Origin of the sequence: Streptomyces sp. CA-111067 (assembly GCF_050956065.1) — a bacterium.
GTDB lineage: Bacteria > Actinomycetota > Actinomycetes > Streptomycetales > Streptomycetaceae > Actinacidiphila.
In genome coordinates, this window is the sequence record NZ_CP192103.1 from 7,552,361 (window position 1) to 7,578,089 (window position 25,729).

At 73.8% G+C, this 25,729-nt stretch carries 16 protein-coding genes; 4 read left to right on the plus strand and 12 right to left on the minus strand.

Annotated features, from left to right (window positions below):
* Positions 1–28 precede the first annotated feature (28 nt).
* The 5 genes from ACQPW6_RS33390 to ACQPW6_RS33410 form a co-directional block, all read right to left on the minus strand.
* Positions 29–160, minus strand: a complete 132-nt coding sequence (locus tag ACQPW6_RS33390) for a hypothetical protein (RefSeq protein WP_433893446.1) — start codon at positions 158–160, stop codon at positions 29–31.
* Positions 161–469: 309 nt separating this feature from the next.
* Positions 470–1,504, minus strand: a complete 1,035-nt coding sequence (locus ACQPW6_RS33395) for a LacI family DNA-binding transcriptional regulator (protein ID WP_433893447.1) — start codon at positions 1,502–1,504, stop codon at positions 470–472.
* 100 nt (positions 1,505–1,604) lie between these two features.
* Positions 1,605–1,994 (minus strand): PPOX class F420-dependent oxidoreductase, encoded by a 390-nt coding sequence (locus ACQPW6_RS33400; protein ID WP_433893448.1) that lies wholly within the window; start codon positions 1,992–1,994, stop codon positions 1,605–1,607.
* A gap of 176 nt (positions 1,995–2,170) precedes the next feature.
* On the minus strand, positions 2,171–2,656 hold the full coding sequence (locus ACQPW6_RS33405) for a DUF456 domain-containing protein (protein ID WP_433893449.1): 486 nt from the start codon (positions 2,654–2,656) through the stop codon (positions 2,171–2,173).
* A 648-nt stretch (positions 2,657–3,304) separates the two neighbouring features.
* Complete coding sequence (locus ACQPW6_RS33410; RefSeq protein WP_433893450.1) at positions 3,305–4,294, minus strand: helix-turn-helix domain-containing protein; 990 nt, start codon at positions 4,292–4,294, stop codon at positions 3,305–3,307.
* 4,113 nt (positions 4,295–8,407) lie between these two features.
* On the opposite strand from ACQPW6_RS33410, the gene ACQPW6_RS33415 reads away from it, so the two are divergent.
* Entirely contained in the window at positions 8,408–9,181 is a 774-nt protein-coding gene (locus ACQPW6_RS33415) for a protein phosphatase 2C domain-containing protein (protein WP_433893451.1), read from the plus strand.
* A 114-nt stretch (positions 9,182–9,295) separates the two neighbouring features.
* Positions 9,296–11,038, plus strand: coding sequence for a pyruvate dehydrogenase (locus ACQPW6_RS33420; protein WP_433893452.1), 1,743 nt, complete (start codon positions 9,296–9,298; stop codon positions 11,036–11,038).
* A gap of 105 nt (positions 11,039–11,143) precedes the next feature.
* On the opposite strand, the gene ACQPW6_RS33425 is transcribed toward ACQPW6_RS33420, so the two are convergent.
* The 4 genes from ACQPW6_RS33425 to ACQPW6_RS33440 form a co-directional block, all read right to left on the minus strand.
* Positions 11,144–12,940 (minus strand): hypothetical protein, encoded by a 1,797-nt coding sequence (locus ACQPW6_RS33425; protein WP_433893453.1) that lies wholly within the window; start codon positions 12,938–12,940, stop codon positions 11,144–11,146.
* Positions 12,937–15,663: a hypothetical protein gene (locus tag ACQPW6_RS33430; protein ID WP_433893454.1), complete on the minus strand. Its 2,727-nt coding sequence runs from the start codon at positions 15,661–15,663 to the stop codon at positions 12,937–12,939. The genes ACQPW6_RS33425 and ACQPW6_RS33430 overlap by 4 nt, the downstream gene beginning before the upstream one ends.
* Before the next feature lie 101 nt (positions 15,664–15,764).
* On the minus strand, positions 15,765–16,601 hold the full coding sequence (locus ACQPW6_RS33435; protein WP_433893455.1) for an IclR family transcriptional regulator domain-containing protein: 837 nt from the start codon (positions 16,599–16,601) through the stop codon (positions 15,765–15,767).
* A 180-nt stretch (positions 16,602–16,781) separates the two neighbouring features.
* A complete protein-coding gene (locus tag ACQPW6_RS33440; RefSeq protein WP_433893456.1) occupies positions 16,782–19,610 on the minus strand; it encodes a fascin domain-containing protein in 2,829 nt (942 codons plus the stop codon).
* Between the two features lie 283 nt (positions 19,611–19,893).
* Between ACQPW6_RS33440 and ACQPW6_RS33445 the strand changes: the two genes are divergently transcribed.
* Positions 19,894–20,415 carry an ATP-binding protein gene (locus ACQPW6_RS33445; RefSeq protein ID WP_433893457.1) on the plus strand — a complete coding sequence of 174 codons (522 nt, stop codon included), beginning with the start codon at positions 19,894–19,896 and terminating at the stop codon, positions 20,413–20,415.
* A gap of 72 nt (positions 20,416–20,487) precedes the next feature.
* Here ACQPW6_RS33445 and ACQPW6_RS33450 read toward each other — a convergent pair whose 3' ends face one another.
* A complete protein-coding gene (locus tag ACQPW6_RS33450) occupies positions 20,488–21,609 on the minus strand; it encodes a DUF2637 domain-containing protein (RefSeq protein WP_433893458.1) in 1,122 nt (373 codons plus the stop codon).
* A 444-nt stretch (positions 21,610–22,053) separates the two neighbouring features.
* On the opposite strand from ACQPW6_RS33450, the gene ACQPW6_RS33455 reads away from it, so the two are divergent.
* Entirely contained in the window at positions 22,054–22,815 is a 762-nt protein-coding gene (locus tag ACQPW6_RS33455) for a GntR family transcriptional regulator (RefSeq protein ID WP_433893459.1), read from the plus strand.
* A 290-nt stretch (positions 22,816–23,105) separates the two neighbouring features.
* On the opposite strand, the gene ACQPW6_RS33460 is transcribed toward ACQPW6_RS33455, so the two are convergent.
* Both ACQPW6_RS33460 and ACQPW6_RS33465 read right to left on the minus strand, forming a co-directional pair.
* A complete protein-coding gene (locus ACQPW6_RS33460) occupies positions 23,106–23,870 on the minus strand; it encodes a hypothetical protein (protein WP_433893460.1) in 765 nt (254 codons plus the stop codon).
* A 200-nt stretch (positions 23,871–24,070) separates the two neighbouring features.
* On the minus strand, positions 24,071–25,720 hold the full coding sequence (locus tag ACQPW6_RS33465; protein ID WP_433894740.1) for a PucR family transcriptional regulator: 1,650 nt from the start codon (positions 25,718–25,720) through the stop codon (positions 24,071–24,073).
* Positions 25,721–25,729: the final 9 nt, after the last annotated feature.

Here is a 25,729-nt window from a genome sequence, read left to right on the forward strand (position 1 = left end):
GGCCGCCGGTCGCGGAACCGTCGATCCGTCATCCGGCGCCGCCACCCCGGCCGTGGCGGCGCCGGACCGCGATCGGGCTGCCCGCGCTCCAGAACGACCCGATGACACCGGCGACCACCAGAGCGACCACCACGATCCCGATAATCACGCTGTAGGCCATGCCGGCCCTCCTCGCCTCCTGGGCGGCCTTCACCGCACCGTCACGTTCGCTGCCTGATCGTGACCTTCCCGTTGCCCGGCGTTCCCAACCCATGCTTGCCCTAGATGAGTTCGACACTTCATACCCGGCCAGAAGGTACGACTAGTACGCCCGGTGCGCCTGGGTACGAACGGGGTGGTTGAGGTCTGCCGGGACCGGTGGGACGAGGGCGTTCCGCGTCCGGTGGGTGGGGTGAACGCGCCCCGGTGGGCGGGGTGAACGTGCCCGGTGGGCGGGTGAAATGCGCGTGATGGGCGAGGTGGGCGCGCGTCAGGCCGAGGCGCGCACGATCAGGTGCGTCGGCGTCACGATCGACGACAGCGACGGCACGTTCTCCGGATCGGCCGGCCGCTCGATCGCCCGCAGCAGCAGCCGGGCCATCAGCCGTCCCATCTCCTCGATGTCCTGCCGGATGGTGGTCAGCGGCGGATCGGTCCACTCGGCGACCGAGACCATGTCGTCGAAGCCGATCACCGCGAGATCCTCCGGCACCCGCCACCCCCGGGTGCGCAGCATCCGCAGCGCGCCCGAGGCCATCACGTCGGACGCGGCGAAGACCCCGTCGAGGTCGGGGAAGCGGTGCAGCAGCTCGGTCATCGCCCGCGCGCCGCCCTCGGGCGTGAAGTCGCCCTCGACGATCATCCGCGGATCGGTGTCGGGCAGCACGTCGCGGAAGCCGTCCAGCCGGTCCACCGACGCGGTCTGGTCCAGCGGCCCGGCGATGTGCGCGATCCGGCGCCGCCCCAGGCCGAGCAGGTGGCGCACCGCGTCCCTGGCCCCGCCTCGGTTGTCGCAGTCGACGTAGAGGGTGCTGCTGTCCGACCAGTCGGGGCGGCCGCCTATCACCGTCGGCATGCCGGCCTTGCGGGCCAGCGCGGGCAGCGAGTCGTCGGCGTGCAGCGAGAAGATCAGCGCGCCGTCCACGTGGCCGCCGGCCAGATAGCGGCCGACCCGCTCGTAGTCCGCCACCCCCTCGGTCAGCAGCAGCACCAACTGGCTGTCGTGCGCGGTGAGTTCCTTGCTGATGCCGCGCACCTGCTGGGCGAAGAACGGGTCGGTGAAGAAGCGGGTCTCCGGTTCGGCGACGATCACCGCGACCGCCCCGTTGTGCCGGGTGACCAGAGTGCGGGCCGCCTGGTTCGGTACGTAGCCGAGCTCGTCGACCGCCTGCCTGACCCGTTCGACCAGCGGCGCCCGCACGCCCTCGCTGCCGTTGACCACCCGCGACGCGGTGGCTCTCGACACCCCGGCCCGCGCCGCGACGGCCTCCAGCGTGGGACGTGGCGCGAAGCTCGGGTCGGACAACGGGGGCTCCTCAGTGCGGGGATAACAGAAAATTCCGGGATCGGTACGCACAGCGTAACCGTTCACCCGGCGCCGCGTGAGAGCGCTCTCTCGTTTGTGCTCAGTCGTCGAGCCCCCAGCTGTACACCGAGTAGGGCCTGATCCGGATGAGGCCCTCGCTGACAAAAGCGTCGAACTGGTGCCGGCCGGGCACCTGCTCGGCGATCCCGCGGATCTCCACGCCGCGGACCCGCCAGGGGCTGAGGCTGGCGATGTCGTCCACGACGAGTGACACGTTCGGGTTGCCCGCGATGTTGCGCCACTTCTTGGTGGAGTCCATGGAGTAGCCGGCGATGTCGATGGTGCCGCCGTCGTCGCTGAGGAAGAAGCCGACCGGGTTGGCCTGCGGGCGCCCCTTGGCGTCCACCGTGGCCAGCCGGCCGAGGCGCTGGCCGCGCAGGTAGGTCAGCTCGGCGGGGTTGAGGCTGTCTCGCTTGCTCTGGGTTGCCATGCGGCCCACGGTGGCACGGCGGGGAGGGCGGCGCATCGGTCGTTGGGCTTAGCTCGGATGGCCGAGGGTCGAGGGTCGAGTCGGGATCGTCGGGTCGGAATCGCGGGGGCGGGATCGCGGGGGCGGGTGCGGCGCGGGTTGCGCTCCGGGCCGGGCGGGTCCGTTGCCGAGGGTGGTCAGCCGGCGAGTACGGCGCCGAGCCAGGCGCCGGTGACGAGCAGGCAGCCGAAGAGTTCGACCAGGACGGAGCCGCCGACCGTACGCATCGCGCGCCGGGTCGCCGTCCACGCCGTACGGTGCCCGCCGCCGAGCCTGGCCCGTTCCGTCAGGTAGATCGCGCAGACGAAACCCAGCGGGGCGCCGATCACCGGCAGCACGAAGAAGCCGGCGATGGACACGCAGCCGGCGATCCGCACGGTGCGCCAGCTGATCCCCGAATCCCGGATCCGGCGGGCCGGCATCAGCCACAGCACGACCTGCACCACGGCCAGCACGCCGGTCGCGGCGGCCAGTACGCCCCAGGTCAGGCTCGTGTGTTCGGAGGTGGCCCACCACAGCACGGCGGCCCAGCACATCAGTGTCCCCGGTACGCCTGGGGCCATCACACTGACGAGGCCGAGCAGCATCACCGCGCCGATCAGGCACACCTGTGCGGTCCCCATGAACCCCACCCTGCCGGAATCCGCGCGCGGGCGCCGCTTGGCGGGGGCGTTCGCGGCCATGGTGTTACCAAGATCGCACGCTGGCGCTGTGCCGTGACGGGCTCCCCGGTGCGCCGGGGGGTGCGCGCCGGGGCGGGGCCCCGGGCCCCAGGGGGGTGGGTGGGGCGTGTGGTGGGTGGTTGGGTGCGGGTGCGCTGTGGTTGGTGGCGCAGTTCCCCGCGCCCCTGCGGGGCTCGATCGGCCGTGCCCTTCGTGCGACGCTCCCAGGGCGTAACGTCGGCCGGTGCGCCTTGTCCAGGACGCCAGCCTCGTCAGGGGCGCGGGGAACTGCGCGGCCAGGCCCCGTCGGCCGGTGGGCGGGGGACGGTCGCAAGGGGCTTGGCGGGTGAGCCTGGCGGGAGGGCGGGGGCGCCATTTCCGGGCCCAGGCGCGGCCGGGGTCAGGCGACGGCCACGGAGGCCGGGGGGTCAGTGGTCCGGGCGGAACCCAGGGCAGCCGGCGCACGCTGGGGGGCAGTGGCCAGGGCGGTGGGGCAGGCGGCGGACGCCGGCGGCCAGGGCGGCGGGCCGGGGGTAGGCGGCGGCCGCGGACGCCGGGGTCAGTGGGCGGGCCGGGGCCGAGGGAGGCGGGGCCCCGGCCGGGGGGAGATCAGTGGTCCGGGCGGGAGAGCCAGTTGCGTTCGTAGGCGTGCCAGCCCAGTTGGAGGCGGGTGGTCACCTCGGCGATCTCCATCAGGCGTTTGACGCGGCGCTGGACCGTACGCAGGCCCAGGTCGAGCTGTTTCGCCGCGGCCGCGTCGGTCAGGCCCGCCAGCAGCAGCGACAGGATCTGCAGGTCCGTGCTGTCCGGCTGGGCCGGGCCCTCCTCCGTCAGGCCGTCCGCGCCGTCGAGGCGCAGCGGCATGCCCTGTCGCCACACCTCCTCGAACAGTCCCATCAGCGACTCCAGCAGCCCGCTCGCGTGCACCACGAGCGCCGCCGGCTGGGCGAATCGCCTGGTCAGCGGCACCATCGCCAGGGAGCGGTCGGCCACCACCAGCTTCGTGGGCACCCGGTCCACCACCCGCACCTGCTCGTTGCGGCCGAGCGCCGCCGACAGCTCCGTCATGCCGTCCGGCCCCGTCACCACGTCCCGCTCCAGCACCACCCGGTACGCGACGCCCCGCGCGGCGGCGTCCTGTTCCGCGTCGTTCTCCATGCCCGTGATCGCCATCGGCTTGTCCGTGACCAGAGCGCAGACCTCGCTCTCGGCGCCGAACTGCAGTTGCAGGAAGCGCTGGGCGACCGCCTGGGCGCCCGTCACCACCTCCACCAGGTCGTGCACGGCCGGCTGCGTCGCCTCCGCGCGGAACTCTGACGCCAGCACCGCCGCCGCCAGCTCCGCCTGCTCCAACTCGTGCCGCTGGCGGGTCAGCAGCGCGGACAGCGCGACCCCTGGCGGGGCCGCCACCCACCGCCCCGGGTGCGCGGAGGACTGCGCGACCAGCCCGTGCCCCTCCAGCCGGCGCAGCGTCCGGCCGGTGTCCTCCTCGGGCAGCCCGAGCCGCTGCGCGAGGTCGCCGACCTCCGCCGCGCCCAGGCCGACCAGCGCCCGGTAGGCGGCTTCCTGAATCTCGTCGAGACCTATGGCGCCCAGCAACGAAGCCCCCCTCGTCTGTCTGGCCGGTGGTGGCGGAAACGGGCCACGGCGGTTTTCCGCCGCGACCGTCCCCCGGCGATCATCTTCCCGTCCCGCGGGGCCGCTCTGCCAGCCGTAGCGGCACCGAATTCTTGATCGCCGGTGGTCGGCCCGCGGGCGGCCGGTGATCGGCCGGTGATGGGCCGCGGGGGGCCGTGAGGTGCGCGGAGCCGCGAGACGCGCCCGGGGCGGGGGCGGGGCGGGCCGGTGGTCGTACGTTTCCCGGTGGCCCGGGCGGTGGACAATAAGGGCATGAGCCAGCAGGGGGATACCCACAGGAGCCAAGAGGACGACTGGTGGCGGCAGTTGTACGACGACGAGGCCGGCGCCGGGGGTACGGCGCCGGAGCCCGACTCGATCGACGAGCACTTCGACTCGGCGCTGAGCGCTTTGTCGCCGCCGCCCGCGTCGCCGGCGGCCGATCCCTTCCGGCTCCGCCGGCCCACGCCGCCGCCGGCGCCGGCTTCTTGGCCGCGCCCGACGCGGGGCCCTGCGCGGGCGGCGGAACCGGGGGAGGGGGGTTCGCCGGGCGCGGCGAATGCGCCTGACCCGGGGGCCGGGGCGCCTGAGGTGCCCGGGCCCGGGGGCTGCGGCGCGGCGGACTCGGGGGCCGAGGATCCCGGTTACGCCGGTGCGACGAGTGCAGGGGATCCTGGTTTCGCCGGTGCGGCGAGTGCGGCGGATCCCGGTTTCGCCGGTGCGGCGAGTGCGCCTGAACGGGAGACCGGGCTGGCCGATCGGCCCCCGGCCGCACCTGCGCCTGAACGGGAGACCGGGCTGGCCGATCGGCCCCTGGCCGCACCTGCGCCTGAACGGGACACGGGGCCGGCCGCTCCGCCCCCGGCCGTACCTGCCCCGGAACGGGAGCCGGGGTCCGCCGATCGGCCCCCGTCTCCGCCTGCCCCGGCTGCGGAGCCCGCGCCGGAACGGGAGCCGAGGCGCGGTGTGGCTGCGGAGGGGGAGGCGCTCCAGCCGTGGGACGCCTGGACGGCCCGCCCGACGTACCCGTCCCCGCCGCCGCCCCCGGAGTCCCCTCCGCCGGTCCCGCCGCAGACTCCCCCCGAGCCGTCGGCCGAGGCCGAGCGCCAACGCCCCTGGGACGTATGGGCGGCCCGTCCCACGTTCGCCCCGGAAGAGCCCCGGCCGGCCGACGCGGCGGAGGCACCCCCGGAGGAACGCCCCGTGGCCACGCCGCCCCCGGCCGACCCCCGCCCGTGGGAGGCATGGGTGGCCCGCTCAGCCCTCCCCACCCCCCGCCCCGAAGCCCCCCCGGCGCCCGCCGCACCCCCGACCGAACCCCGCCCCTGGCAGGCCTGGGTAGCCCGCCCCCCGCAGCCCCCGGCCCCACCGGAGTCGTCACCGTACGACGACGTGAGGCCGCCTTCCGGCGGGGTGGACGTACCACCGAGCGAGGCGCACCGGCCGGAGGCCGTGGACGAGCCGGCGCCGGGCGAGCCGGATGTTCCCGGCACCGAACGGCGGCCGGCTGTCGGCCAGGAGGATGCTGAGGGCGCCCCGGCGGTGGCAGAGGAGTTCGGTCCGTCGGCGTACGACGTGGGCGCGTCTGAAGTGTCGCAGTCGGACGACGGTCGTGCTGACGCACGGCAGCCCGGAGTTGATCCGGCCGCCGGGAACCCGTCGGGGCCGGCGCGGGATGGTGATGCCCCAGCCGGTGCTGGGCAGTTCGGTCCTCCGACGTGGTACGACGTGGGGCCGCGAGATGTTCCGCCGTCGAGCGGACGCGCGGAGGTCGGCGACTCACGTCCGCCGTCAGCCGTGCCCTCGCAGGACGTTCAGCCGGACGAGTCCGGGCCCGACGTTTCGCGCGGCGGTCCGCAGCCAGGCACGGGTTCAGACGCCCCGGTCCCGTTGACGCCGCCCGACCCGCGACCGCCGGGAGACGCGCCCGATGACGTAGACGAGTTCGCGCCGCCGCGGCCGGGGCTGACTCCCGACGAGGCGCCGACTGCCGCGCCCGCGCCAGAACTTGAGCCGAGCGACGCCTCGACCGTCGCGGGAGAGTTCGGGCCGCACGACGAGTCCCAGCCCGTCGACCGCGCGGCGACCAGCGACTCCCGTTGGCCGTCAGCCTCGCCCGCGCGCGAGCCCGCTCCGGGTGAAGCCTCCGATGTCGCTGAGGAGTTCGGTCCGTCGGCGTACGACGTGGGCGCGTCTGACGTGCCGCAGGCGGACGGTGGTCGTGGCGACGTCAGGCAGCCCGGAGCTGACGCGGGTGCCGAGAACCCGTCGGGGCCGGCGCGGCTGGTGCGGGGTCCCGAGTCGGCTGACGTCCCGACCAGTGCTGGGCAGTCCGGCCCTCCGACGTGGTACGACGTGGGCCCGGGTGAAGCGCGGCCGCTCGGCGAACGGGAGGAGGTTGGCGCTTCGGGTGGGGGTCCGCAGCCCGACGCAGGTTCAGACATCCCGGTCTCGTCGGCGGCGGATGGCTCGCGTCCGCCGTCAGTTGATCTCGCGCCGGGCGATGTCCCGGCCACCGCTGGGGAGTTCGGCGCGTCGCCGTACGATCCGGGTGCGCGCGAAGGGCAGCAGCCCGGCGATTCGGGCTCGCCGTCAGCCGTTCCCACGCAGGACGTTCAGCCGGGCGACCTCCCGGGCGCCGGTGGGGAGTTCACGTCGGCGCCCCACGACGTGCGACGGGCGGATGATCCCCGCACTGGGCCCTCGCGGGATGGTCAGCCGGGGGAGGCCGAGCCCGGCGTCTCGGGTGGTGGGCCGCTGGCCGGGGTTGATCCGGACTCCGCGAACCGGCCGGACCCGTACGAGTCGCGTCCGCAACCTGCTCCGCCCGTCCAGACGCCTGAGCCTGGCAACATCCCAGCCGACGACGCGGGGCGGCGTGAGGGGTCGCAGCCTGACGATTGGGCCGCTGGCGGCGACTCGCGTTCGGCCTCCGCTCCGCCGGTGCGGGGTCCCGAACCGAGTGGAACCCCGGCCGCCCCGGGGGAGTTCGGACCGTCGGCCTACGACGTCGGGGGGCGCGCTGAGCAGCCGGGCGAGGGGGCGGACCTTGCCGATCCGGCTGCGCCGTACGGCTCGGCTCCGTCGTACACCCCGTCTGCGCAGACTCTCGCGCCCGGCAACGCCCCCGCCGCTGCACGCGAGTTCGGGCCTTCTCCGTTGCACGACGAGGGGACGCGTGGCGCGTCGCAGCCCGGCGAACGGGCTGACGTTGGCGACTCGCGTTCGCCGTTCCCCCTGCCGGTGCGGGCTCCCGAGCCGGGTGATGACCCGGCCGCACAGGGAGAGTTCGGGCCGTCGGCCTACGACGCCGGGGCGCGCGGTGAGCAGCCGGGCGAGAGCCCAACCGTCGCGGATTCGTCGGCGCCGTACGGCTCGCCTCTGCCGGCCGCCCCGCCCGCGCGGGGTTCCGAGTCGGGCGAAGCCCCCACTGCCCCCGGGGAGTTCGGGTCTTCGCCCTACGACGCGGGCTCGCGCGACGTTCCGCTGTCCGGCAGCCAGCCGGATGCCGGCGCCGGGCGTCCCGCGCCAGCCGCGCCGCCCGCGCCCGCGCCGGGCGATCAATCCGGCCAACCGCCGGCTCCGTACAGCTCGCGTCCCGCGCCCGGCGTCCCGTCCGCCCAACCGCCGGCGACAGCCGGGGACCCTGCGGCCGGCAGCCCGCGCCACGTCCCCCCGCCTCGCGTTCAGCCGGGTGAGCCCGCGGCCCGTGCCTCGTCCGGCGCGGCGCCGTCCGGCGAACCCCAAGTGCCGGTCGGCGGCGGCCCCGGCGTCGTGGACGTCTCTCCCTACCGCTCGCGTCCCCTCCCCGTCGTACCTCCCGGCGGGCTCGCCGGGTCGGGCTCGCCGGATCCGCGGGGCGGGGAGCGCGGGTGGTGGGAGGCCGCGCGGGACGGGGAGACCGCCGGTGGGGAAGGGGATGTGCGGTGGGCTCCCGAGCTGCCGCCGGGGTGGGTTGCTGCTGAGGGCGGGGGGGCGGCGCTGCCCGCGGGGAGTGTGGAGGGTGGGGACGTCGGGGGGCCGGAGGTCGTGGGTGGGGGGCCGCCTACCTATGCCGCTGAGCCCACTGCCTGGCCCGAGGCTGATCCTGAGCGGTTGGACGGGCTCGTCGCGGACACCGTGCTTGACGGGGCCGCGTACGGGGGGCTCACCCTGCGGACCGTCTCCGTGCGCGGGGACTCCGCGCGGTACCGGGGGCAGCCTCGCCGGGACGCGCTGCTGACCGCGCGGTTCGGGGGCGGGGACGACGCGCTGCTGCTGGTCGCCATGGCCAGCGGCGCCCGCGCCGCCGATGACGCGCATCGGGCCGCGCAGGACGCCGTGTGCTGGATCGCCGGGGCGGTCGGGCGCAGCCGGGCCCGGCTGGCGGAGGACATGCGGGCGGCCCGGCGCGGCTCGCTGAAGTCCGGGCTGCACCGGCTGACCGACCGCTGCTACGGGCGGCTGCGCGCCCGCGGCGAGGATCTGGGGCTCGGCGACGGCGCGTACACCGCCTCCGTGCGCTGCCTGCTGCTGCCCGCCGACCCGGAGTGCCCGATCCGGCTGTTCTTCGGCGTCGGCGACGGCGGGCTGTTCCGGATCAGGGCGGGCGAGTGGCAGGATCTGGACCTTGACCAGGGAACCTCGGCGGACGGCGAGGACGCCGGCCCGTTCCGCTTCCGCGCCACCGTCGCCCAGCCGGGTGACGCCCTGACGATGTGCAGCGCGGGCCTGGCCGAGCCGCTGCGCGGCGAACCCGCGCTCGCCGCGCATCTCGCCACCCGCTGGAGCGCGGGCCCGCCGGGCACGGCCGCGTACCTGGCCGACGTCCAGACCCGCGTCAAGGGCTACGCCGACGACCGCACGGTGGTGACCGTCTGGGACGAGTGACGGCGGCCGGCCGGCGCGATTGCGGCATCGCGCACCCCGTGCGGAGATGGGAGGGAGCCCGGGTACGCGCCCCGGGACCGAGGTCCCGACCGAGAACCGAGACGGGTGCGCCGGATGCCGAAGCAGACCGTGGCCGAGCAGTTCATCGACGTGCTGGTACGCGCCGGCGTGCAGCGGCTGTACGGGGTGGTGGGCGACAGCCTCAACCCCGTCGTGGACGCCGTCCGGCGCAACCGTTCCATCGAATGGGTGCACGTACGGCACGAGGAGGCCGCCGCCTTCGCGGCCGGCGCGGAAGCCCAGCTCACCGGGCGGCTCGCGGCCTGCGCGGGCTCCTGCGGGCCGGGCAACCTGCACCTGATCAACGGCCTGTACGACGCCCACCGCTCGATGGCGCCGGTGCTGGCGCTGGCCTCGCACATCCCCAGCAGCGAGATCGGCACCGGCTACTTCCAGGAGACCCACCCCGACCAGCTGTTCCGCGAGTGCAGCCACTACAGCGAGCTGGTCTCCAACGCGCAGCAGATGCCCCGGGTGCTGCAGACGGCGATCCAGCACGCCGTCGGCCGCGGCGGCGTCTCGGTGATCAGCCTGCCCGGCGACATCGCCGCGCAGCCCGCGCCGCAGCGCGTGTTCGAACACGCGCTGGTCACCCGGCGGCCCGCCGTCCGCCCCGGTGACGCGGAGATCGACGATCTGGCCCGGCTGGTGGACGGCGCGAACAAGGTGACGCTGTTCTGCGGCAGCGGCACGGCGGGCGCGCACGACGAGGTGATGGCCTTCGCGGAGCGGGTCAAGGCCCCGGTCGGGCACGCGCTGCGCGGCAAGGAGTGGATCCAGTTCGACAACAGCTACGACGTCGGCATGAGCGGCCTGCTCGGCTACGGCGCCGCGTACGAGGCCATGCACGAGTGCGACCTGCTGATCCTGCTGGGCACCGACTTCCCGTACAACGCCTTCCTGCCGGACGACGTGACCATCGTCCAGGTCGACGTGCGCCCCGAACACCTCGGCCGCCGCTCGAAGTTGGACCTCGCGGTGTGGGGTGACGTGAGCGAGACGCTGCGCTGCCTGATGCCCAAGGTGCGGGAGAAGAAGGACCGCAGGTTCCTCGACGCGATGCTGAAGAAGCACGCGGCCGCGCTGGAGGGCGTGGTGAAGGCGTACACCCGCAAGGTCGAGAAACGCACCCCGATCCACCCGGAGTTCGTGGCCTCGGTGCTGGACGAGGAGGCCGCCGACGACGCCGTCTTCACCGTCGACACGGGCATGTGCAACGTGTGGGCGGCCCGCTATCTCACCCCCAACGGCAGGCGGCGGGTGATCGGTTCGTTCACCCACGGCTCGATGGCGAACGCGCTGCCGCAGGCGATCGGCGCGCAGTTCCTGGACCGCCGGCGGCAGGTGGTGTCGATGTCGGGCGACGGCGGATTCGCCATGCTGATGGGGGACTTCCTGACCCTCGTGCAGTACGACCTGCCGGTCAAGATCGTGCTGTTCGACAACTCCTCCCTGGGAATGGTCGAGTTGGAGATGATGGTGGAGGGACTGCCGGCCTACGGCACCACCAACCACAACCCGGACTTCGCCGCCATCGCCCGCGCGGCGGGCGCGTTCGGGGTGCGGGTGGAGAAGCCCAAGGAGCTGCGCGGCGCGCTGCGGGACGCCTTCCGGCACAAGGGGCCGGCGCTGGTCGACGTGGTGACCGACCCGCACGCGCTGTCGCTGCCGCCGAAGATCACCGGCGAGCAGGTCAGCGGCTTCGCACTGTCGATGGGGCGGACGGTGCTGGACGGCGGGGTCGGCAAGATGGTGCAGCTCGCCCGCTCCAACCTCCGCAACGTGCCCCGCCCTTGAGCCGGACGGAAAGCCGGCTCCGAGGTCCCGGGCCGAGATCCCGGAGCCCCGCGGCCCGGCCCCCGCGCCCCGGCTCCCCACCCGCGCGGCCCGCGCCCCCCGCCGTCACGGCCACGGCCCGAAGCACTGCTCCACGAACCCCCTGCTCCCCGCGCCCTGCGGCTCGTCCTTGAACACGTCGCCGCCCACCACCGCCACGACGTGCTGGAAGACGCCGTACTGGTCGTCGTGGCCCCGGTCCTTCGCCGCCTTCTCCCTCTCGCTCTTCACGTCGGCCGCCACCGCATCCGCCCTCGCGTCCCAGTCGGAGAGCAGGTAGCGCTGCCAACTCGGCCCGGTGAACGGCGGTCTGGCCCAGAAGCGGGCGAAGCCGGCCGGGTCGGGGAGCGTCACCAGATCGGCCTTGGCCGCCGTCAGGGCATCGAGCAGGGCACGGGGCAGCCCGCCGGTGTGCGGCGACTTCACCAGGAGGACCTGGAGCCTGCGGCCCGCCTTGCGGGCCTTGGCCGCCGCCTCCACCAGCTCCTTGCGGTGGTTCGCGACCGTGGGATCGTCCATGGAGATCAGCCGGGAGACGCTCTCCGCGTTGGCGGCGAGCGCGAGGTTCGCCGCCTCGCCACCGCGGCTGTAGCCGCCCACCCACAGCAGCGGGTCGAGCGTGAGCGGTGCCGACGAGCCGGCCGCGGACGGCGGGGCGATGGCACGGGTGGTCAACGGCTGGCCAGGACCGCCGATCGCGCCCGTGCACCAGAGCAGTGCCAGCGCCCGCTTGGCATGGGCGGCGAGCCCCGGCTTCAACGCGTGCGTGTAGGCCGCCGAGGTGCCCAGCGCCCCGGGCCACGGCAGCAGCAGCACCCGTACCGCGGGCGGGTCGGCGTCCTTGGTGCGGCGTGCCACCAGGTCGAGCTGCCGCTCCATGCCGATCGGGAGGTTGACCATCCGTGCGCTCGGCGGCAGCAGTTCCTGGCCCTTGGCGGGCGGCGGCAGCCACTCGCGGTCGAGCAGCGACGCGAAGTGGTTGCCCTTGTAGTGGCTGATCGACCGCTCCTGGCCGCGGCTGCGGCCGGTCAGCAGGTAGCGGGCCAGTGAGGCCATGCCCTCGGTGCGGTGCCTGGGGTCGATGATCCCGGTGAAGGTGGCCGAGTCGTAGGCGTACGCGCTGTGCAGCGGCCGGAAGAAGACCGAGCCGCCGACCCTGGTGCCGGCCCGCAGCGGCCCCCGCGCGGACCTCGGCACGGCCGCGAACCAGAGCAGCGGCACTCCCCAGGTGCTGGCCAGCACCCGCAGCCCCTCCGGGTCGCCGTCGCACGCCGGGTCCAGGTACTTCGGGTCGAACTCCCACCGGCCCTGCTCCGCGTCGGCGAAGGAGGTCTCCCGGTGGTGCAGGTCCCACCACAGGGCGGTGATGTCGACGAAGTCGGTACTGATCCGCAGCTGGGACGCGCCCGGCCCGGTCTCCAGCAGCGGGTGCTGCCCGCCCTGCACCTCCATCACGTCCGGGATCTCCGCCACCGGCCGGCGCCCCGGCAGGGTCGCGCCGCCCTGCGGCTTCATCACGAACCTCCCGCGCCGGACGGCGAACTCGTCGAAGGTCACCGTGCCCTTGTCGCTGACCCGCAGCAGCTGCACCACTTCGAGGCCGACGGCGGTGGGCTTGCCCTGTGGTCCCGGCCGCAGGGCGAACTGGAGCCGCAGCGGCACCCCGGTCGGTACGTCGAAGGTCTCGTTTGTCGGCCCCGGCGGCCCGGTGTTGAGCGAGGCCAGGCCGGTGCCGGGGTTCCACCAGTCCGGTTTGGCGCCGGGGTCCTGGAAGACGTCGAGCGACACCGCGTCCTTCTCGGTGAGCAGGAAGTGCGGGTGTCGGTCGGGGCCCCAGCTCACCCTGAGCCGGGCGCGGCTCACAACTGCCGTCCCGTCCTGGGGTCGTAGGCCACCTCGACGGCCACCACCTGGTCGGTGGGCAGCACCTCCACCCACTGGTCGAAGACCTGGTAGGGCTCGGCGGGCCGGAAGCCGCCCTCCAGCGGGTCGAAGCCGGTCTCGAACACCTGCTCCGAGGCGAGGGTGTTGGCGATGTCGGTGTTCTTCGCCTGGAGTTCGGCGGCCAGCAGTTCCAGGACGCCGCCGATGGTGTTGTCGCGGTACTCGGGCGGGTCACCGGGCTGCCAGGTGTACGGCTTGGCGAGCGCGCCCTCGCCCTCCACGCCGGCCCCCGACAGCCAGCCCAGCGCCTCCAGTTCGTGGCCGGGCCGGATGGGCAGCACCGCCTTCACCCAGGCCGCGTTGAGGAACTCGTTGCGCCGCTCGTCGCCGTCGGACTGGATCAGCCAGCCCAGCGAACTTCCCACCGGGGCGGGCGGGGTGTCCTCGGTGATCAGGTAGTTGACCCGGTACTCCAGGTCCGCGGCACCGGTCGAGGCGGTGGCGTGCGGCGGGTTGGAGCCGGCGGTGTGCGCGTAGCGGCTGAGGACGGTGTCGCCGTCCAGCGGGTCGGTGGACGCGGAGTCCCAGTCGTGCGCCGGGACCGGGTAGCGGCCGCGCGAGTCCGCGGTGGTGCCGTGCGGCGGCGGGGTGGTGTCGGGTCGCCAGTAGTCGGGCGCGACGAAGTACAGCATCGAGTCCACGTCGAACATCTGCCGGATCAGCTCGGCCGACAGGTGCGACCGGGTGCCGTGGAAGAGGTCGAGGCCGTCGATCAGGTGGATGAAGACGCTGTGCCGCTCCTCCTTGCGCAGGTCCTCCGACGACCGCTGCTTTACGCCGCTGACCAGGCCGAGCCGGTCGCGCACCGCGCCGGCGTACGCGTCTCGCTGCACCTTGGCGACCGCCTTGCCGTACTCGGCCAGCTCCTCCTGGTAGGCGGCGTCCGCGGGGTCGGCGGCCGGCGGGTCCCAGACCAGCGAGAGGGTGAACGCGATGTAAGGTCCGCCGCCGAAGTGCACGTTGGTGCAGTTGATCCGGAACCGGCCGGAGGCCGCGTCGACCACCTCGTACGTGGCGAGGAACTTGGCGACCTGGCCGCTGCTGGTGGTCGCGGACACCTTGGTGATCCGGTTCTCCGGCGCGGTGCTCAGCCGGTAGCCGGGACCCGGCGGGATCGCGGTGTACTCGAAGTGGGCGACGATGTACTCGTCCTCCTCGCCGTGCCACAGCCGGTCCCAGCCGGGTTCGAGCACCCAGTCCTTGTCGTTGTGCGGGGCGTTGGAGCTGTCCGGGCTCTGCTGGATCGGGTAGTTGTCCGAGTACGTGGTCCTGGCGAGCGTCAACGGGTCGGGTTTCACCGGCTTCTTGATCGACGTCAGGTCCGGCGCGGGCACCACGTGCGCCAGTTCGCCGAGCCCCAGCGACCGGCCCGGGTCGCCGACGAAGACCTGCCAGCTCATCTGGGTGCCGATGTGCTGGAGTTGGATGCCGACCTTGCGCATCTTGCGGCGCAGCTCGTAGTTGACCAGCTTGTCGGTGGTGTTCTGCACCACGTAGCGCCGGCTCGAGGTGTCGGTGGTCTCGGTGACCGTCTTGAAGGTGGTCTTGAAGTTCCGGGTGATCTCGCTGGTGGCCTTGGAGCTCTGCGTCCTGGAGTGCTTGTGGGTCTCCTCCGAGGACGTGTTCGTGGTGTTCTTGGTGCTGTAGCTGGTGCTGACGTCGGCGTGCACGATCCCCACGTAGCTGGCCCCGGCGTTGGCCTGCACGCCGAGCGACGTCTCGTTGGCGTTGGACTCCTTGACCGCGTCGGCGACGTCGGTCTGGTCGGTCAGCGACTCCTCGGTCTTGCGGGTGGACTGCTCGGACTGCTCGGCGGTCTGCTCCACCAGGGTGCGCCGGGTGGCGGTCTCCACCACCTCGACGGTGCCGCCCGGGCTCAGCCACAGATGGCCGACCGGCGTGCCGAGGAAGGTGTCGAACTCGAAGAAGTACTCGCGGAACAGGTTGACCAGGCCGACCGGCGACAGGATGCCCTCGGTCGGCGGCGCCGGCAGTGCCAGCGGGGCCAACGCGCCCTCGCCGACGGTCAGTTGGCCTGCCCCCTCGCCGCTGAACAGCGACCGGTCCAGATCCGCGCCGAGCGCCGCGCCCAGCCTGCTGGCGGCCCCGTAGCCGAGCCAGCCCGGCAGCGGCTGGTAGACGCCGAACAGCTCGCTGGCATACGGGAAGGCGCCCGCGAAGTCGGTGACCGGGCGGCCCTGCTGGGCGGACGGCGACGCGGCCGGCGCGGGCATCGGGTGCACGTTGTCGGCGCTGCCGCCGCTGCTGGTCGCGTACGGCCGTACCGTCCACGGGCGGCCCGGCTGCGGCTGCGTCACCAGCATCACCTCGCGGTCGTCCTGGGCCCGCGGCGCCACGAACGAGACGGTCTGCGCGCCGACCCCGGCGACCTGCCGTCCGACGTACAACCGGCTGAGCCCGTCGTCCTGTTCGAGGAAGCAGCCGGCCAGCGCGGGCACCCCCGGGTAGAGCGCGGGGTCCCGGACGTCGGCGTCGGCCGGCAGTGCCAGCGCGACCCGCTGGCCCGGCAGCAGCTCGGCCGGGGAGCCGGCCTGTACGGAGTAGGTCCACACCTGGTACCAGGACCCGGTGCCCGGTGTGGTCAGCGGTGTCCTGCCGATGAAGGTGACGACGAGCGTCATGAGCGGGTCCCCCCGGGATCGCACGGCGCGAGTGCCGTGGGCGTACGGCTGTCGCTCGCAGACTGCGACACGCCCGAGGGCGGTGTCAGCAGGTGTTCCGCTCAGCGGCCCGGGACGCTCGGATGTTCGGACGTGACGGCGGCGGGCGAGCCGGTGGCGGCGGCGGGGGAGCGGCCCTCGACGGCGGGGGAGCCCGGAACGGCTATGGGCGGCCCGGCGGTTGAGGACGCGGGGCTAGCTGCGGGGCCCGTGGCCGCTGCGGGCCGGGAGGCGCGGGGGAGTGCCGCGGAGATCTGCCGGGCGGTCCTGGTCAGCGCGTCCGCGAGCCGGCTGAGGTCGCGCCGCGGCGGCACCATCGCGCAGAGCGAGGCGATCACCTCGCCGCGCGGCCCGATCAGCGGCACGGCCGCGCAGCACACCCCCGCCGTCAGCTCCTCGTGGTCGAAGGCCGCCCCGCGCGCCCGGATCTCGCTCGCCGCCCACCGCCAGGACCCGGGCATCGGGCCGATCGGCAGGTCGGGCGGCGCGGTGGCCACCAGCACCTTGCCCGCGGCCGTCGTCCACGGCCACATCAGGCCGGGCCGCAGCGGCACCAGCTCCCCGACCTCGCCCGGCACTCCGGCCACCGCCATGGCCTGGCCCTCGCGCAGCACGCTGATCCCCACCGTCGCGCCGGTGGACTCGGCAAGCCGCCGCACCGGCCCGGTGGCGGCGGCCAGCAGGCCCGGGTAGGGCTGCCAGGTACGGCCGAGCCGGAAAACCCGAGCGCCCATTCGATAAACACCGCCGGAGCGTTCGACGGCGCCGAGCGCCGTCAATTGCTCAAGTAATCGGTGCGCACTGGATTTGGGAAGGCCGCTTTCCGCGGCGAGCGCGGTCAGGCCGGCCTCGCCGACCCGCTCCAGCGCTTCGAGCAGCGCGAACGCGCCTTCAAGCACTCCCCTCCCGGCACCCTCCACCGGCTCGACCCCCCGTCCTGGTCCAGCGGTCGCCCAGACAATCAGCCGTTGCTATACAGCCGATAATCCCGGACTTCTCCCGGCCGGCGCAATCATACTTTCGCGCCGACCGGAAACCGCCGGATCAGAACGGGGGGTCAAGGGAGGGTGATATCCGGGTCAGCCCCCGATCAGGTCGAACTCCTCCCACGGCCCGATCGACGTACGGTTGGCGATCAGCGCGGCGGCGCCGGCGTTCTCCGCCGTCACGTAGTCGCCGTTGACCCGGGCCTTGAGGCTGACGCTGCCGTCACCGTTGTGGATCAGCTGGAACTGCTCCCAGGTGCCCACCGAGTCCACCTTGGCCAGCAGTGGCGCCGCGCCCGCGTTGTCGGCGGTGACGTACTTGTTGTTGGCGTGCGCCCGCAGCGCGATGTAGCCGCCGCCCTGGTCGATCTCGTCGAACTGCTCCCACTGGCCGATCGCGGTCCGGTTGGCGATCAGCGGCGAGGCGCCGGCGTTGTCCGCGGTGACGTAGTCGCCGTTGGCGTGCGCCTTGAGCGAGATCACCGAGCCGCTCGGCGGCGGGGTGGTGCTGCCGCCGCCGTCCAGGCCGATCTGCACGTTGCCCAGGTGCCGCGCGCTGGTGGCCGGCGAGCCGGAGACCTGCGCGAACGGCAGCCCGGTGGTCGGCGCGGCGACCTTCTCGACCAGGTACGACTGGCCGGAGCTGACCGGCACGTTGAACGTTCCCGCGGTGGTGCCCGACACCACGACGGCGTTGCTGGAGCCGTTCACCACCTGCACCGACTGGCCGGGCCAGGGGTTGCGCACCTTCATGGTCTGCGACGACCCGGCCTGGATGGCGACCGTGACCGGGGTGCCGCCCTGTACCTGGACGTCGACCTTGGTGTTGCCCTGTACCGAGACCGTGCCGCTGACGTCCCAGCCGGCCGGCCAGGCCGGGGCGATCCGCAGCGTGCCGTCGTAGTCCTGCACCAGCGCCTCGTTCAGCGCGGTGGCCACGCCCGAGACCTGCTCGATGTACGCCTCGGTGCCGACGGTGTTGCCGAGGTCGGCCAGCCCGTTGATGTACACCTGGTGGCTCTGCGTGATCGACACCAGCTTCGACGCGACCTCGCTGGCCATGCCGAGCCTGGCGGCCTGGATGGCGTCCATGCTCCAGTCGTTGCCGCCGGTGAACACCCGGTGGTTGTACGTACGCACCGCCAGGTCCTTCAGCGGGCCCGGGTCGTCGGTGATCAGGTTCCACGGCCAGACCGGCTCCAGGTCGATGTTCTCGCCGTTGCGGGTCTGCGCGGTCGGCTGGTACGACCAGGCGATGACGTCGTTGTTCTGCGCGTCCGCCGAGGCGGGCAGCAGCTGGGTGTGGCCGTAGTCGGTACGCGCCCAGCTCGGGATCTGGCCGATCGCGGTGTTCAGCTGCGACACCAGCGAGCCGTCGGTGCCCAGCAGTTGGGCCGCCTTGATCACGACCGGGAAGAGCGCGGAGTCGGCCGTCAGGTCGGTGGTCGGGTCCTGCACCGCCCACTGCGTCTCATGCGCGTTGGCGACCGCGTGCAGCTTCCCGTCGGAGCCGACCTTCTGGTAGGCGAGCAGGAAGACCGCGGAGTCGCGCATCACCGGGTAGAACGAGCGCAGGAAGTTCAGGTCGCCGGTGTCCTGGTACTGCTCCCAGGCGTAGAGGCTGATCTCCGGGCCCGAACTGATGTCCAGGGCGTTCCAGTTGGGGCTACCCGGCTCGCTGCACGCCGCGTTGGCACCGGGGGACGGGTCGCCGCCGTTGCCGTTGAAGCGCATCACCTCGGGGACGCAGGCCCCCGGCAGACCGCCCATCTGCTGCTTGGTCCAGGTCTCGATGCCGGGCAGCGCGTTCTGGTACAGGTTGAAGATCGGGGTGTTCAGCGCGAAGTTGCCGCTGCTCATGTTCGCCGAGATCTGGGTGCGCAGGTTCCACAGCCAGGTCGCCGACGGGGTCCATGCCTGCTTGTCCTGGCCGAAGTTGAACATGTCGGCGACGCCGGCCTGGCTGCCCGGGATGGTGCCGCGCATCGAGGCGGCCTCCATGAACAGGTACAGGGTGCGCAGCGACTCCATGTACTGGGCCTGGCCGTCGGAGGAGTTGGCCTCCAGGATCCCGCTGTTGGCCCAGAAGTTGGACCACCAGCCGGTCTGCGAGGACATCAGCGAGGACTCGGCGGCGGTGGCGTCCGAGCCGAGCAGGCTGGACGCGGTGCTGCCGGCGTTGCCGCCGGTCCAGGTGGGGGCGCCCACGACGACCCGGTACGTGCCGTCGGCGTTCGGCGTGAAGGTGGTCTTCACCTGGGTGGAGTTGACCACCGACGCCGACACGTTGCGGCCGCCCGCGGTGATCGCGGCCAGCGAGCCGAAGGTGCGGCCGGAGTTGCCGGCCTCCTGGTTGTCCACCCAGGTCTCGGCGAGCGTGCCGATCGAGCCCGAGGCCGCCGCCTGCGGGTTGCGGCCCGACCACAGGCTGACGGTGGCGCTCTGCTGGGCGCCGGGGTTGGCGCCGGTGACATCGACGATCAGCTCGTCCTTGGTCGCCGACACCCACGCCTTGAGCGTCATGCCGCCGCCGGACTCGTTGAGCACGCCGCTGTACACGTCAAGCGAGCCCTTGAAGTCGGAGGCCCCGGTCAGCGCGGACAGACCCGGGATCTGCACCTGCCCGGGCGACTTGCGGCCTGGCAGCGTGTCGGAGCGGTTGAGCTGTGCGGTGAAACCGCCGGCCGCCCAGGCGGCCACGCCCAGCGAGCCGTTGCCGAGCGGCAGCGACTGCGCGGCGGCGGTGTTCGCCTTGCCGAGCACGATGTTGGAGCGGCGCACCACGTTGGGGGTGTCGACGTGGAAACTGCCGTTCTGCCAGGCGGTGGTCGCGGTGGCGGCCGCGGCCGGTGGCGCGGCGGCTGGTACGAGAAAGCTCGCGGCCAGGAGAGCGGTCGCGGCAAGAGCTGATGGTCGGATCATTCGGGAAATTCCGAATGTGCGGTGCTCTGAGAACACGGCCCCTCCCGAGGCAACGGGACTACGACACAGGCGCAACATCCCGGAAACATGGGATGAGTGGGCCACAGAGTGGCGGGCGTGACGGGGAACTGTCAAGACCTCGACCGGCAATACATCCGATCTATCAACGGACTTGACTGGCAAGGCAGTTGGCCGCCAAGGTCGTCGCCGCCGGGCGCTCCCGGCCGATGACTGGACGCTCGCGGGACGGGGCATCCCTTACCCAAGGGGAAGACAGCGCACGTTGGACCGGATCGGAACGGGGAAACCGACGGACATCACGGGGCACCGGCTGCGGCACTCCATACGGCGCGCCGACCTCCGCGCCGTGGCCGAAACGCGACGGCGGCTGCGCGAGCACCTGCGGCGGTGGGGCGTCCCGGCGCTCACCGACACCGCGGAACTGCTCGCCACCGAACTCGTCACCAACGCGCTCCAGCACACCGGCGGCGGGGCGGTGGTGACCGCCACCCTCTCACCGGGCCCCGCGCACCGGCTGCGGGTCGAGGTACGCGACTCCGCGGGGCGGTACGCGCTCGGGCGGTACGTCAGGCGGCACGGCAGGCCCGCGGAGCCGGACGAGGACGAGCGGGTCGAGCACGAGCAGGTCGAGGACGAGCGGGTCGAGCCGCCCGACGAGGCGGGGGAGTACGCCACTTCGGGCCGCGGCCTGCTGCTCGTGCAGGCGCTCGCCGACGCCTGGGGCGTGCACGCGCGGGGCGGCGGCAAGGTGGTGTGGTTCGAACTGCTGGTCCACACCGCGTGAGCGCGGCGGCGTGAGCGCGCGGCGACGGCGAACCGCCACCACGCGCCCAAGGCGGCGTGCCGAACCCTCGGATCAGCCGAACTGCCGCTCCATCTCCTCCAGTTTGCGCTCCAGCGAGTCGAGCCGGGGCAGCGTCATCGTGTCGTCCTCGGCGGTGAGGTCGATGGTGAACGACGACTTCGCCGCGCTCTCGGCGGCCGCGGTCTCCTCCCGCCGGGCCTCCTCGCGCAGCGCCTCCTCGCGCACCGGCTGGAGCGCCGGGCGGGCCCGCACCGGGAGTTCGGCCGCCGACACCTCGTGGGAGCCCCCTATCGCAGGCTCCGACGCGGCCTGACCGCCGCCTGCCGCGTTCGCCGCGGGCAGCTCCACCTGGCGGCCGCCCCGGCCGCCGCCCCTGGGCCACGTCCTGTGCTGGCGGTTTATGGCCTTGACCTTGGCGCGCTCTATCCGGTCGTGGTCGCGGCGCCGCAGGCTGTTGTGCTCGCGCTGCCGCTTGTCCTCCCTGACCTCCTCGACCGCCTCGTCGAGCGAGCGGACGCCCTCCAGCAGCATCAACGACCAGGCGCCGTACGTCTCGCGCGGCGCCCGCAGCCAGCGGACCATCCGGATCTGCGGCAACGGCCGCGGCACCAGGCCCTGTTCGCGCAGCGCGGCCCGGCGGGTCTGCTTCAGCGCGCGGTCGAAGAGCACCGCGGCCGAGAGCGACATGCCGGCGAAGAACTGCGGCGCGCCCGCGTGGTCGACCCCGCGCGGCGCGTGCACCCAGTTGAACCAGGCCGCGGCGCCGGCGAACAGCCACACCAGCATCCGGGAGCCCAGGGCCGCGTCGCCGTGGCTGGCCTCGCGGACCGCGAGCACCGAGCAGAACATGGCGGCGCCGTCCAGGCCGAACGGGACCAGGTACTCCCAGCCGCCGGTCAGGTTGAGGTTCTCCCGGCCGAAGCCGACCAGACCGTGGAAGGAGAGCGCGGCGGCGACGGCCGCGCAGCAGAAGAGCAGGACGTACGACGCGCTGCCGTACACCGCCTCCTTGCGGCGGCGGCGCTCCTCGCTGCGCTCCCACGAATCGCCCTGGGCGCCGCTGTCGCCGCTGCCGGCGCGGCGGTTGCGGAACACGACAGCGCAGGCTGCGAGGACGACCAGGCCGATGACTCCCGAGAGCGCCCAATCCAGCGATATGTCGTTAAGTCTCATGTGCGATTCCTAGTGTCGCTTCCGTCGCGCTCGGGCCGCGGGACGGCTTACGACCGACATCTTCGCCAAGAGCGCGGATGAATGCAGACGTTATGGCTCAAGAGCACGCCAATGGCTTGTGGGGGTCGAACTCTCGTACCAGAACAACTGAGTTGAGCGAGATCGTAGCGTGATCGCCAGGTCGCCGAGGCCCGGCGGCCGATCCCGGCCGGTTCGCAGGTCCGCGGGTACGTGCTGCGGAGGTCCCGGGTGCTGGTGGTGCGGGAGGGGCGGGCCGGGGAGCCGATGACGGGTTCCGGCCAGTTCGCAAGACCGTTCGAGCCACTTTTGGTGAGGCAAGCCTTGCCATATCAGTACCGGATCGGGGTTTAACCTGACGGCAGTAAGCCATCCGGGTGACGGGCCTGGCCGGATCTCACGGTACTGACGGAAGGGAGCGGGGCTGTGGACGCAGCGGCGGCCGATCACCCGCGCCCCGACCACTCCGGCGCCGACCACTCCGGCGCCGACCCCCGCCCGGACCACTCCCGCCCCGCCGAGGGCCTGCCGGAGCTGCCCGCCCCGCGCCGGATGCCCGAGCGCTACTCGGTACGCGACCAGGTACTCGCCGAGCTGCGCGGGGCCATCGCCGGCGGCGAGCTGCGGCCCGGCAGCGTCCACTCCGCGCCCGTGCTCGCCGCCCGCTACGGGGTGTCGGCCACCCCGGTACGCGAGGCCATGCAGCTGCTCGCCCGGGAGGGCGCGGTCGAGGTGCTGCCCAACCGCGGCTTCCGGATCGCCGAACGCGGCCCCCGCGACCTGGCGGAGCTGGCCGAGCTGCGGGCCCTGCTGGAGGTCCCGGTGCTCCTGCGGCTGGCCCGTACGCTGCCCCCGGGCGTGTGGGAGTCGCTGCGTCCGCTGGCCCAGGCCACCGCAGGTGCAGCGGCGATGGGCGACCGGGCCGCCTACGCCGAGGCCGACCGCGCCTTCCACCGCGCGCTGCTCGAACCAGCCGGCAACCGGCAGCTCGTCGCGTTCGCCGACGACCTGCAGCGCCGCGCCCAGTGGCCGCCGTCCGCCCCGCAGCCGCACCGGTACCCCCGGCCGGCCGCCCTGCTGGCGGACGCGACCGAGCACGCGCTGCTGCTCGACGCCCTGATCGCCGTCGACCTGCCCACGGTCGAGGCGCTGGCCCGGGCCCACCTGTCCGGCTCCCCCTGGGGTTAGCCGGGACGGCTGCGCGCCGCGGTGGTCCCGGCCGTCCCCCGGTTGCGCGCCGCGGTGGTCCCGGCCGTCCCCCGGCTGCGCGCCGCGGTGGTCCCGGCCGTCCCCCGGCTGCGCGCCGCGGTGGTCCCGGCCGTCCCCCGGCTGCGCGCCGCGGTGGTCCCGGCCGTCCCCCGGCTGCGCGCTTCGTCGTGGCTGGTCGCGCAGTTCCCCGCGCCCCTTCGGGGGCGCGCCCTCGCCTGCCCTCCGCGGGTTGTGCCCCTCCGGGGGCCGCCGCTTCGGCCTCAGCGGGGTTACGAGGCCGCCTTCTGCTCGGGGAACGACGGGGACAGCCAGATCGGAATGCCGCCCAGCAGCTCGTACAGCCGGGCCGCCTCGGCCCGCAGCCGTGCCGCCTCCAGGTCCGGTTCCAGGGCGGCCAGCGACAGCAGGGCCGGGGCGGTGCCCACCAGGTAGCCCAGCGAGACCCGCAGCCGCAGCGATTCGGCGTAGCCGTGCCTGGCCTCGGCGAGATCGCCGTCGGCGGCGGCCAGGCCCGCCAGGTGCCGCCAGGTGAACGAGGAGAGGAACGCGTTGCCGTGCGCGACCGCGCCCGCGTGCGCGCGGCGGTAGGCGGCACGGGCGGCGGTGGGATTCTCCGCGATGTTCTCGGCGACCAGGCCGCGCCGGAAGTCCAGCAGCGGGCGTCCCGCGGAACCTGGCGCCAGCAGCGCCGCGCTGCGGCCGAAGGCGGAGCTGGCCTCGTCGGCCCGGTCCCGGGCGGAGTAGAGGGTGGCGCCGTAGGCCAGGTAGCCGCGCTCGGAGGCGGCGGCGCCGCGCTCCTCGTCCGTGGCGGCCAGCGCCTCCGCCGTACGCAGCGCGTCCTCGGCCTCGGCCCAGCCGTCCAGATGGTAGAAACAGCGTTCCACCAGCAGTTCCGCCCTGCTCATCGCGGCACCGGCGTCGTCGTCGCAGAACGGCGCGAGCAGTGCCGCCGCCTCCGCCCAGCAGCCGCGTGCCCGCAGCCGCCATACGTCCGGTACCCCGACCACAGATTCCGACAGGGCGGTATCCGCCACAGCTTCTCCCCCAAGCGCGTCGTCGAGCCAGCGTGAGCAGTGCCTGTGTGTTGTTTGTTTGTGGTGTGTTACGTCAGCAGTCGCCTGCCTGTGGCCGAAGTCCAGCACGGCGGAGGGTCCCCCGCCAAGGGGTCGGAGATCACATCTTGTGAACGGGATCACGAACGCCCCGGCCGGCCTCCCGCCCGTGGGCCGATTCCTCAGCTCAGCCGCAGTGCGAGGAAGAAGTCGAGCTTGTCCTCGAGGCGGGCCAGATCCCGCCCGGTGAGCTGCTCGATCCGGCCGATCCGGTACCGCAGCGTGTTCACATGCAGATGCAGCCGGGTCGCGCAGCGGGTCCACGACCCGTCGCATTCGAGGAACGCCTCAAGCGTCGGGATCAGCTCGGCCCGGTGCCGCCGGTCGTAGTCGCGCAGCGGGTCGAGCAGCCGGGCGGTGAAGGCGCGCCGCACGTCGTCGGGTACGAACGGCAGCAGCAGCACATGCGAGGCCAGCTCCTCGTGCCCGGCCGCGCACACCCGCCCCGGGCGCGCCGCGGCCACCCGCCGGGCGTGCCTGGCCTCTTCGAGCGCGCCGCGCAGCCCCTCGGGGGAGTGCACCGCCGCGCTGACCCCGATGGTGAGCCGGCCGTCGTCGGCCAGGCCGCGGGAGAGCGGGCCGCGCAGCATCGCCAGCAGCGCGCCGGCGTGCAGCGGCTCGGGGCCGCCGCTGCCGTCGGCACCGCTCAGCGGCACCAGCGCCATCGCCTCGTCGTCGGCGTGCGCCACCGCGATCCGGTCGGCCGACTCGGTGCCGGGCGCCGCCGGGTCGGTCAGGGTCTCCTCCAGCACCGCCTGGGCGGCGGGCCCCGACGGCACCTCGCCGCCGGTCCAGTCCACCCGGGCCACCACGATCTGCCAGTACGGGGTGCCGCCGGCCCCCGGCAGCAGCATCGGGGCCGCGGCCCGCAGCCGGGCGCCGATCTCGGCCGGCGCCGCGCCGCCGCGCACCAGGTCGAACACCTCCGCCGCCAGCCGCCGCCGCACGGTACGGGCCGCGTCCCGCCGGTCGCGTTCCACCGCGATCAACTGGGTGACGCCGTACAGCAGGTCCAGGCGCTCGGCCGGCCACTCGCCCGCGTCGGCCTCGACGGCCAGGAACCAGTCGGACAGCACTCCGGCCCGTACGTCAGCGGTGCCGGTGCCGCCGCGCACCGGGAACAGCGAGTACGTCCGGCCGCCCTGCGCCGCCACCCGGTGCGGCGCGGGCCGGCCGGAGCGGACGGCGGCCTGCTGGGCGCCGGCCAGCTCGGCCCGCACCGAGCCCGGCAGCGGGTGCCCGGCGCCGCCGATCTCCCGGCCGGTGCAGGACAGCACCCACGCCTGCAGGTCCAGGTCGCTGCCGAGCAGGTCGAGCACCGCGTCCGGGCCGCCGCCGGTGGGCCCCGACGACATCAGCCTGCGGTGCCGGTCCACCACCGCGGCCAGGTCGCCGGCCCGCTCGCCCGAGACCTGCCGGACCACGTGCTCGGTGATGGTGGCGAAGGCGACCCGCTCGTCCACCGCGAACAGCGGCAGCCGGTGCCGGGCGCAGGCGGCCACCAGGTCCTCCGGGATGCCGACGAGACCGGCCTCGCCGGCCGCGAGCGCGGCCACCCCGGCCCCGGCCAGCAGTCGGACGAACGGCTCGGAGTCGGCCGGCCCGCGCCGCCAGGCGAGTCCGGTGAGCACCAGCTCACCGCCTGTGAGATAACGGCTGGGATCGCGCAGGTCCGTGGTCATCACCCCGCGGACGGTGCGGTCGAGCTCCGCGTCACCGCCGAGCAGCCGCAGGCCGAGGGCTTCGGTGTCAAGCAGTGCGCGCAGCCGCATCGTCATCGC

What these genes read in the sequence shown, in the direction of transcription:
- ACQPW6_RS33390 (WP_433893446.1), bottom strand. Translation starts at nt 160, where the DNA reads ATGGCCTACAGCGTGATTATCGGGATCGTGGTGGTCGCTCTGGTGGTC.
- ACQPW6_RS33465 (WP_433894740.1), bottom strand. Translation starts at nt 25,720, where the DNA reads ATGCGGCTGCGCGCACTGCTTGACACCGAAGCCCTCGGCCTGCGGCTG.
- ACQPW6_RS33440 (WP_433893456.1), bottom strand. Translation starts at nt 19,610, where the DNA reads ATGATCCGACCATCAGCTCTTGCCGCGACCGCTCTCCTGGCCGCGAGC.
- ACQPW6_RS33420 (WP_433893452.1), top strand. Translation starts at nt 9,296, where the DNA reads ATGCCGAAGCAGACCGTGGCCGAGCAGTTCATCGACGTGCTGGTACGC.
- ACQPW6_RS33430 (WP_433893454.1), bottom strand. Translation starts at nt 15,663, where the DNA reads ATGACGCTCGTCGTCACCTTCATCGGCAGGACACCGCTGACCACACCG.
- ACQPW6_RS33405 (WP_433893449.1), bottom strand. Translation starts at nt 2,656, where the DNA reads ATGGGGACCGCACAGGTGTGCCTGATCGGCGCGGTGATGCTGCTCGGC.
- ACQPW6_RS33450 (WP_433893458.1), bottom strand. Translation starts at nt 21,609, where the DNA reads ATGAGACTTAACGACATATCGCTGGATTGGGCGCTCTCGGGAGTCATC.
- ACQPW6_RS33400 (WP_433893448.1), bottom strand. Translation starts at nt 1,994, where the DNA reads ATGGCAACCCAGAGCAAGCGAGACAGCCTCAACCCCGCCGAGCTGACC.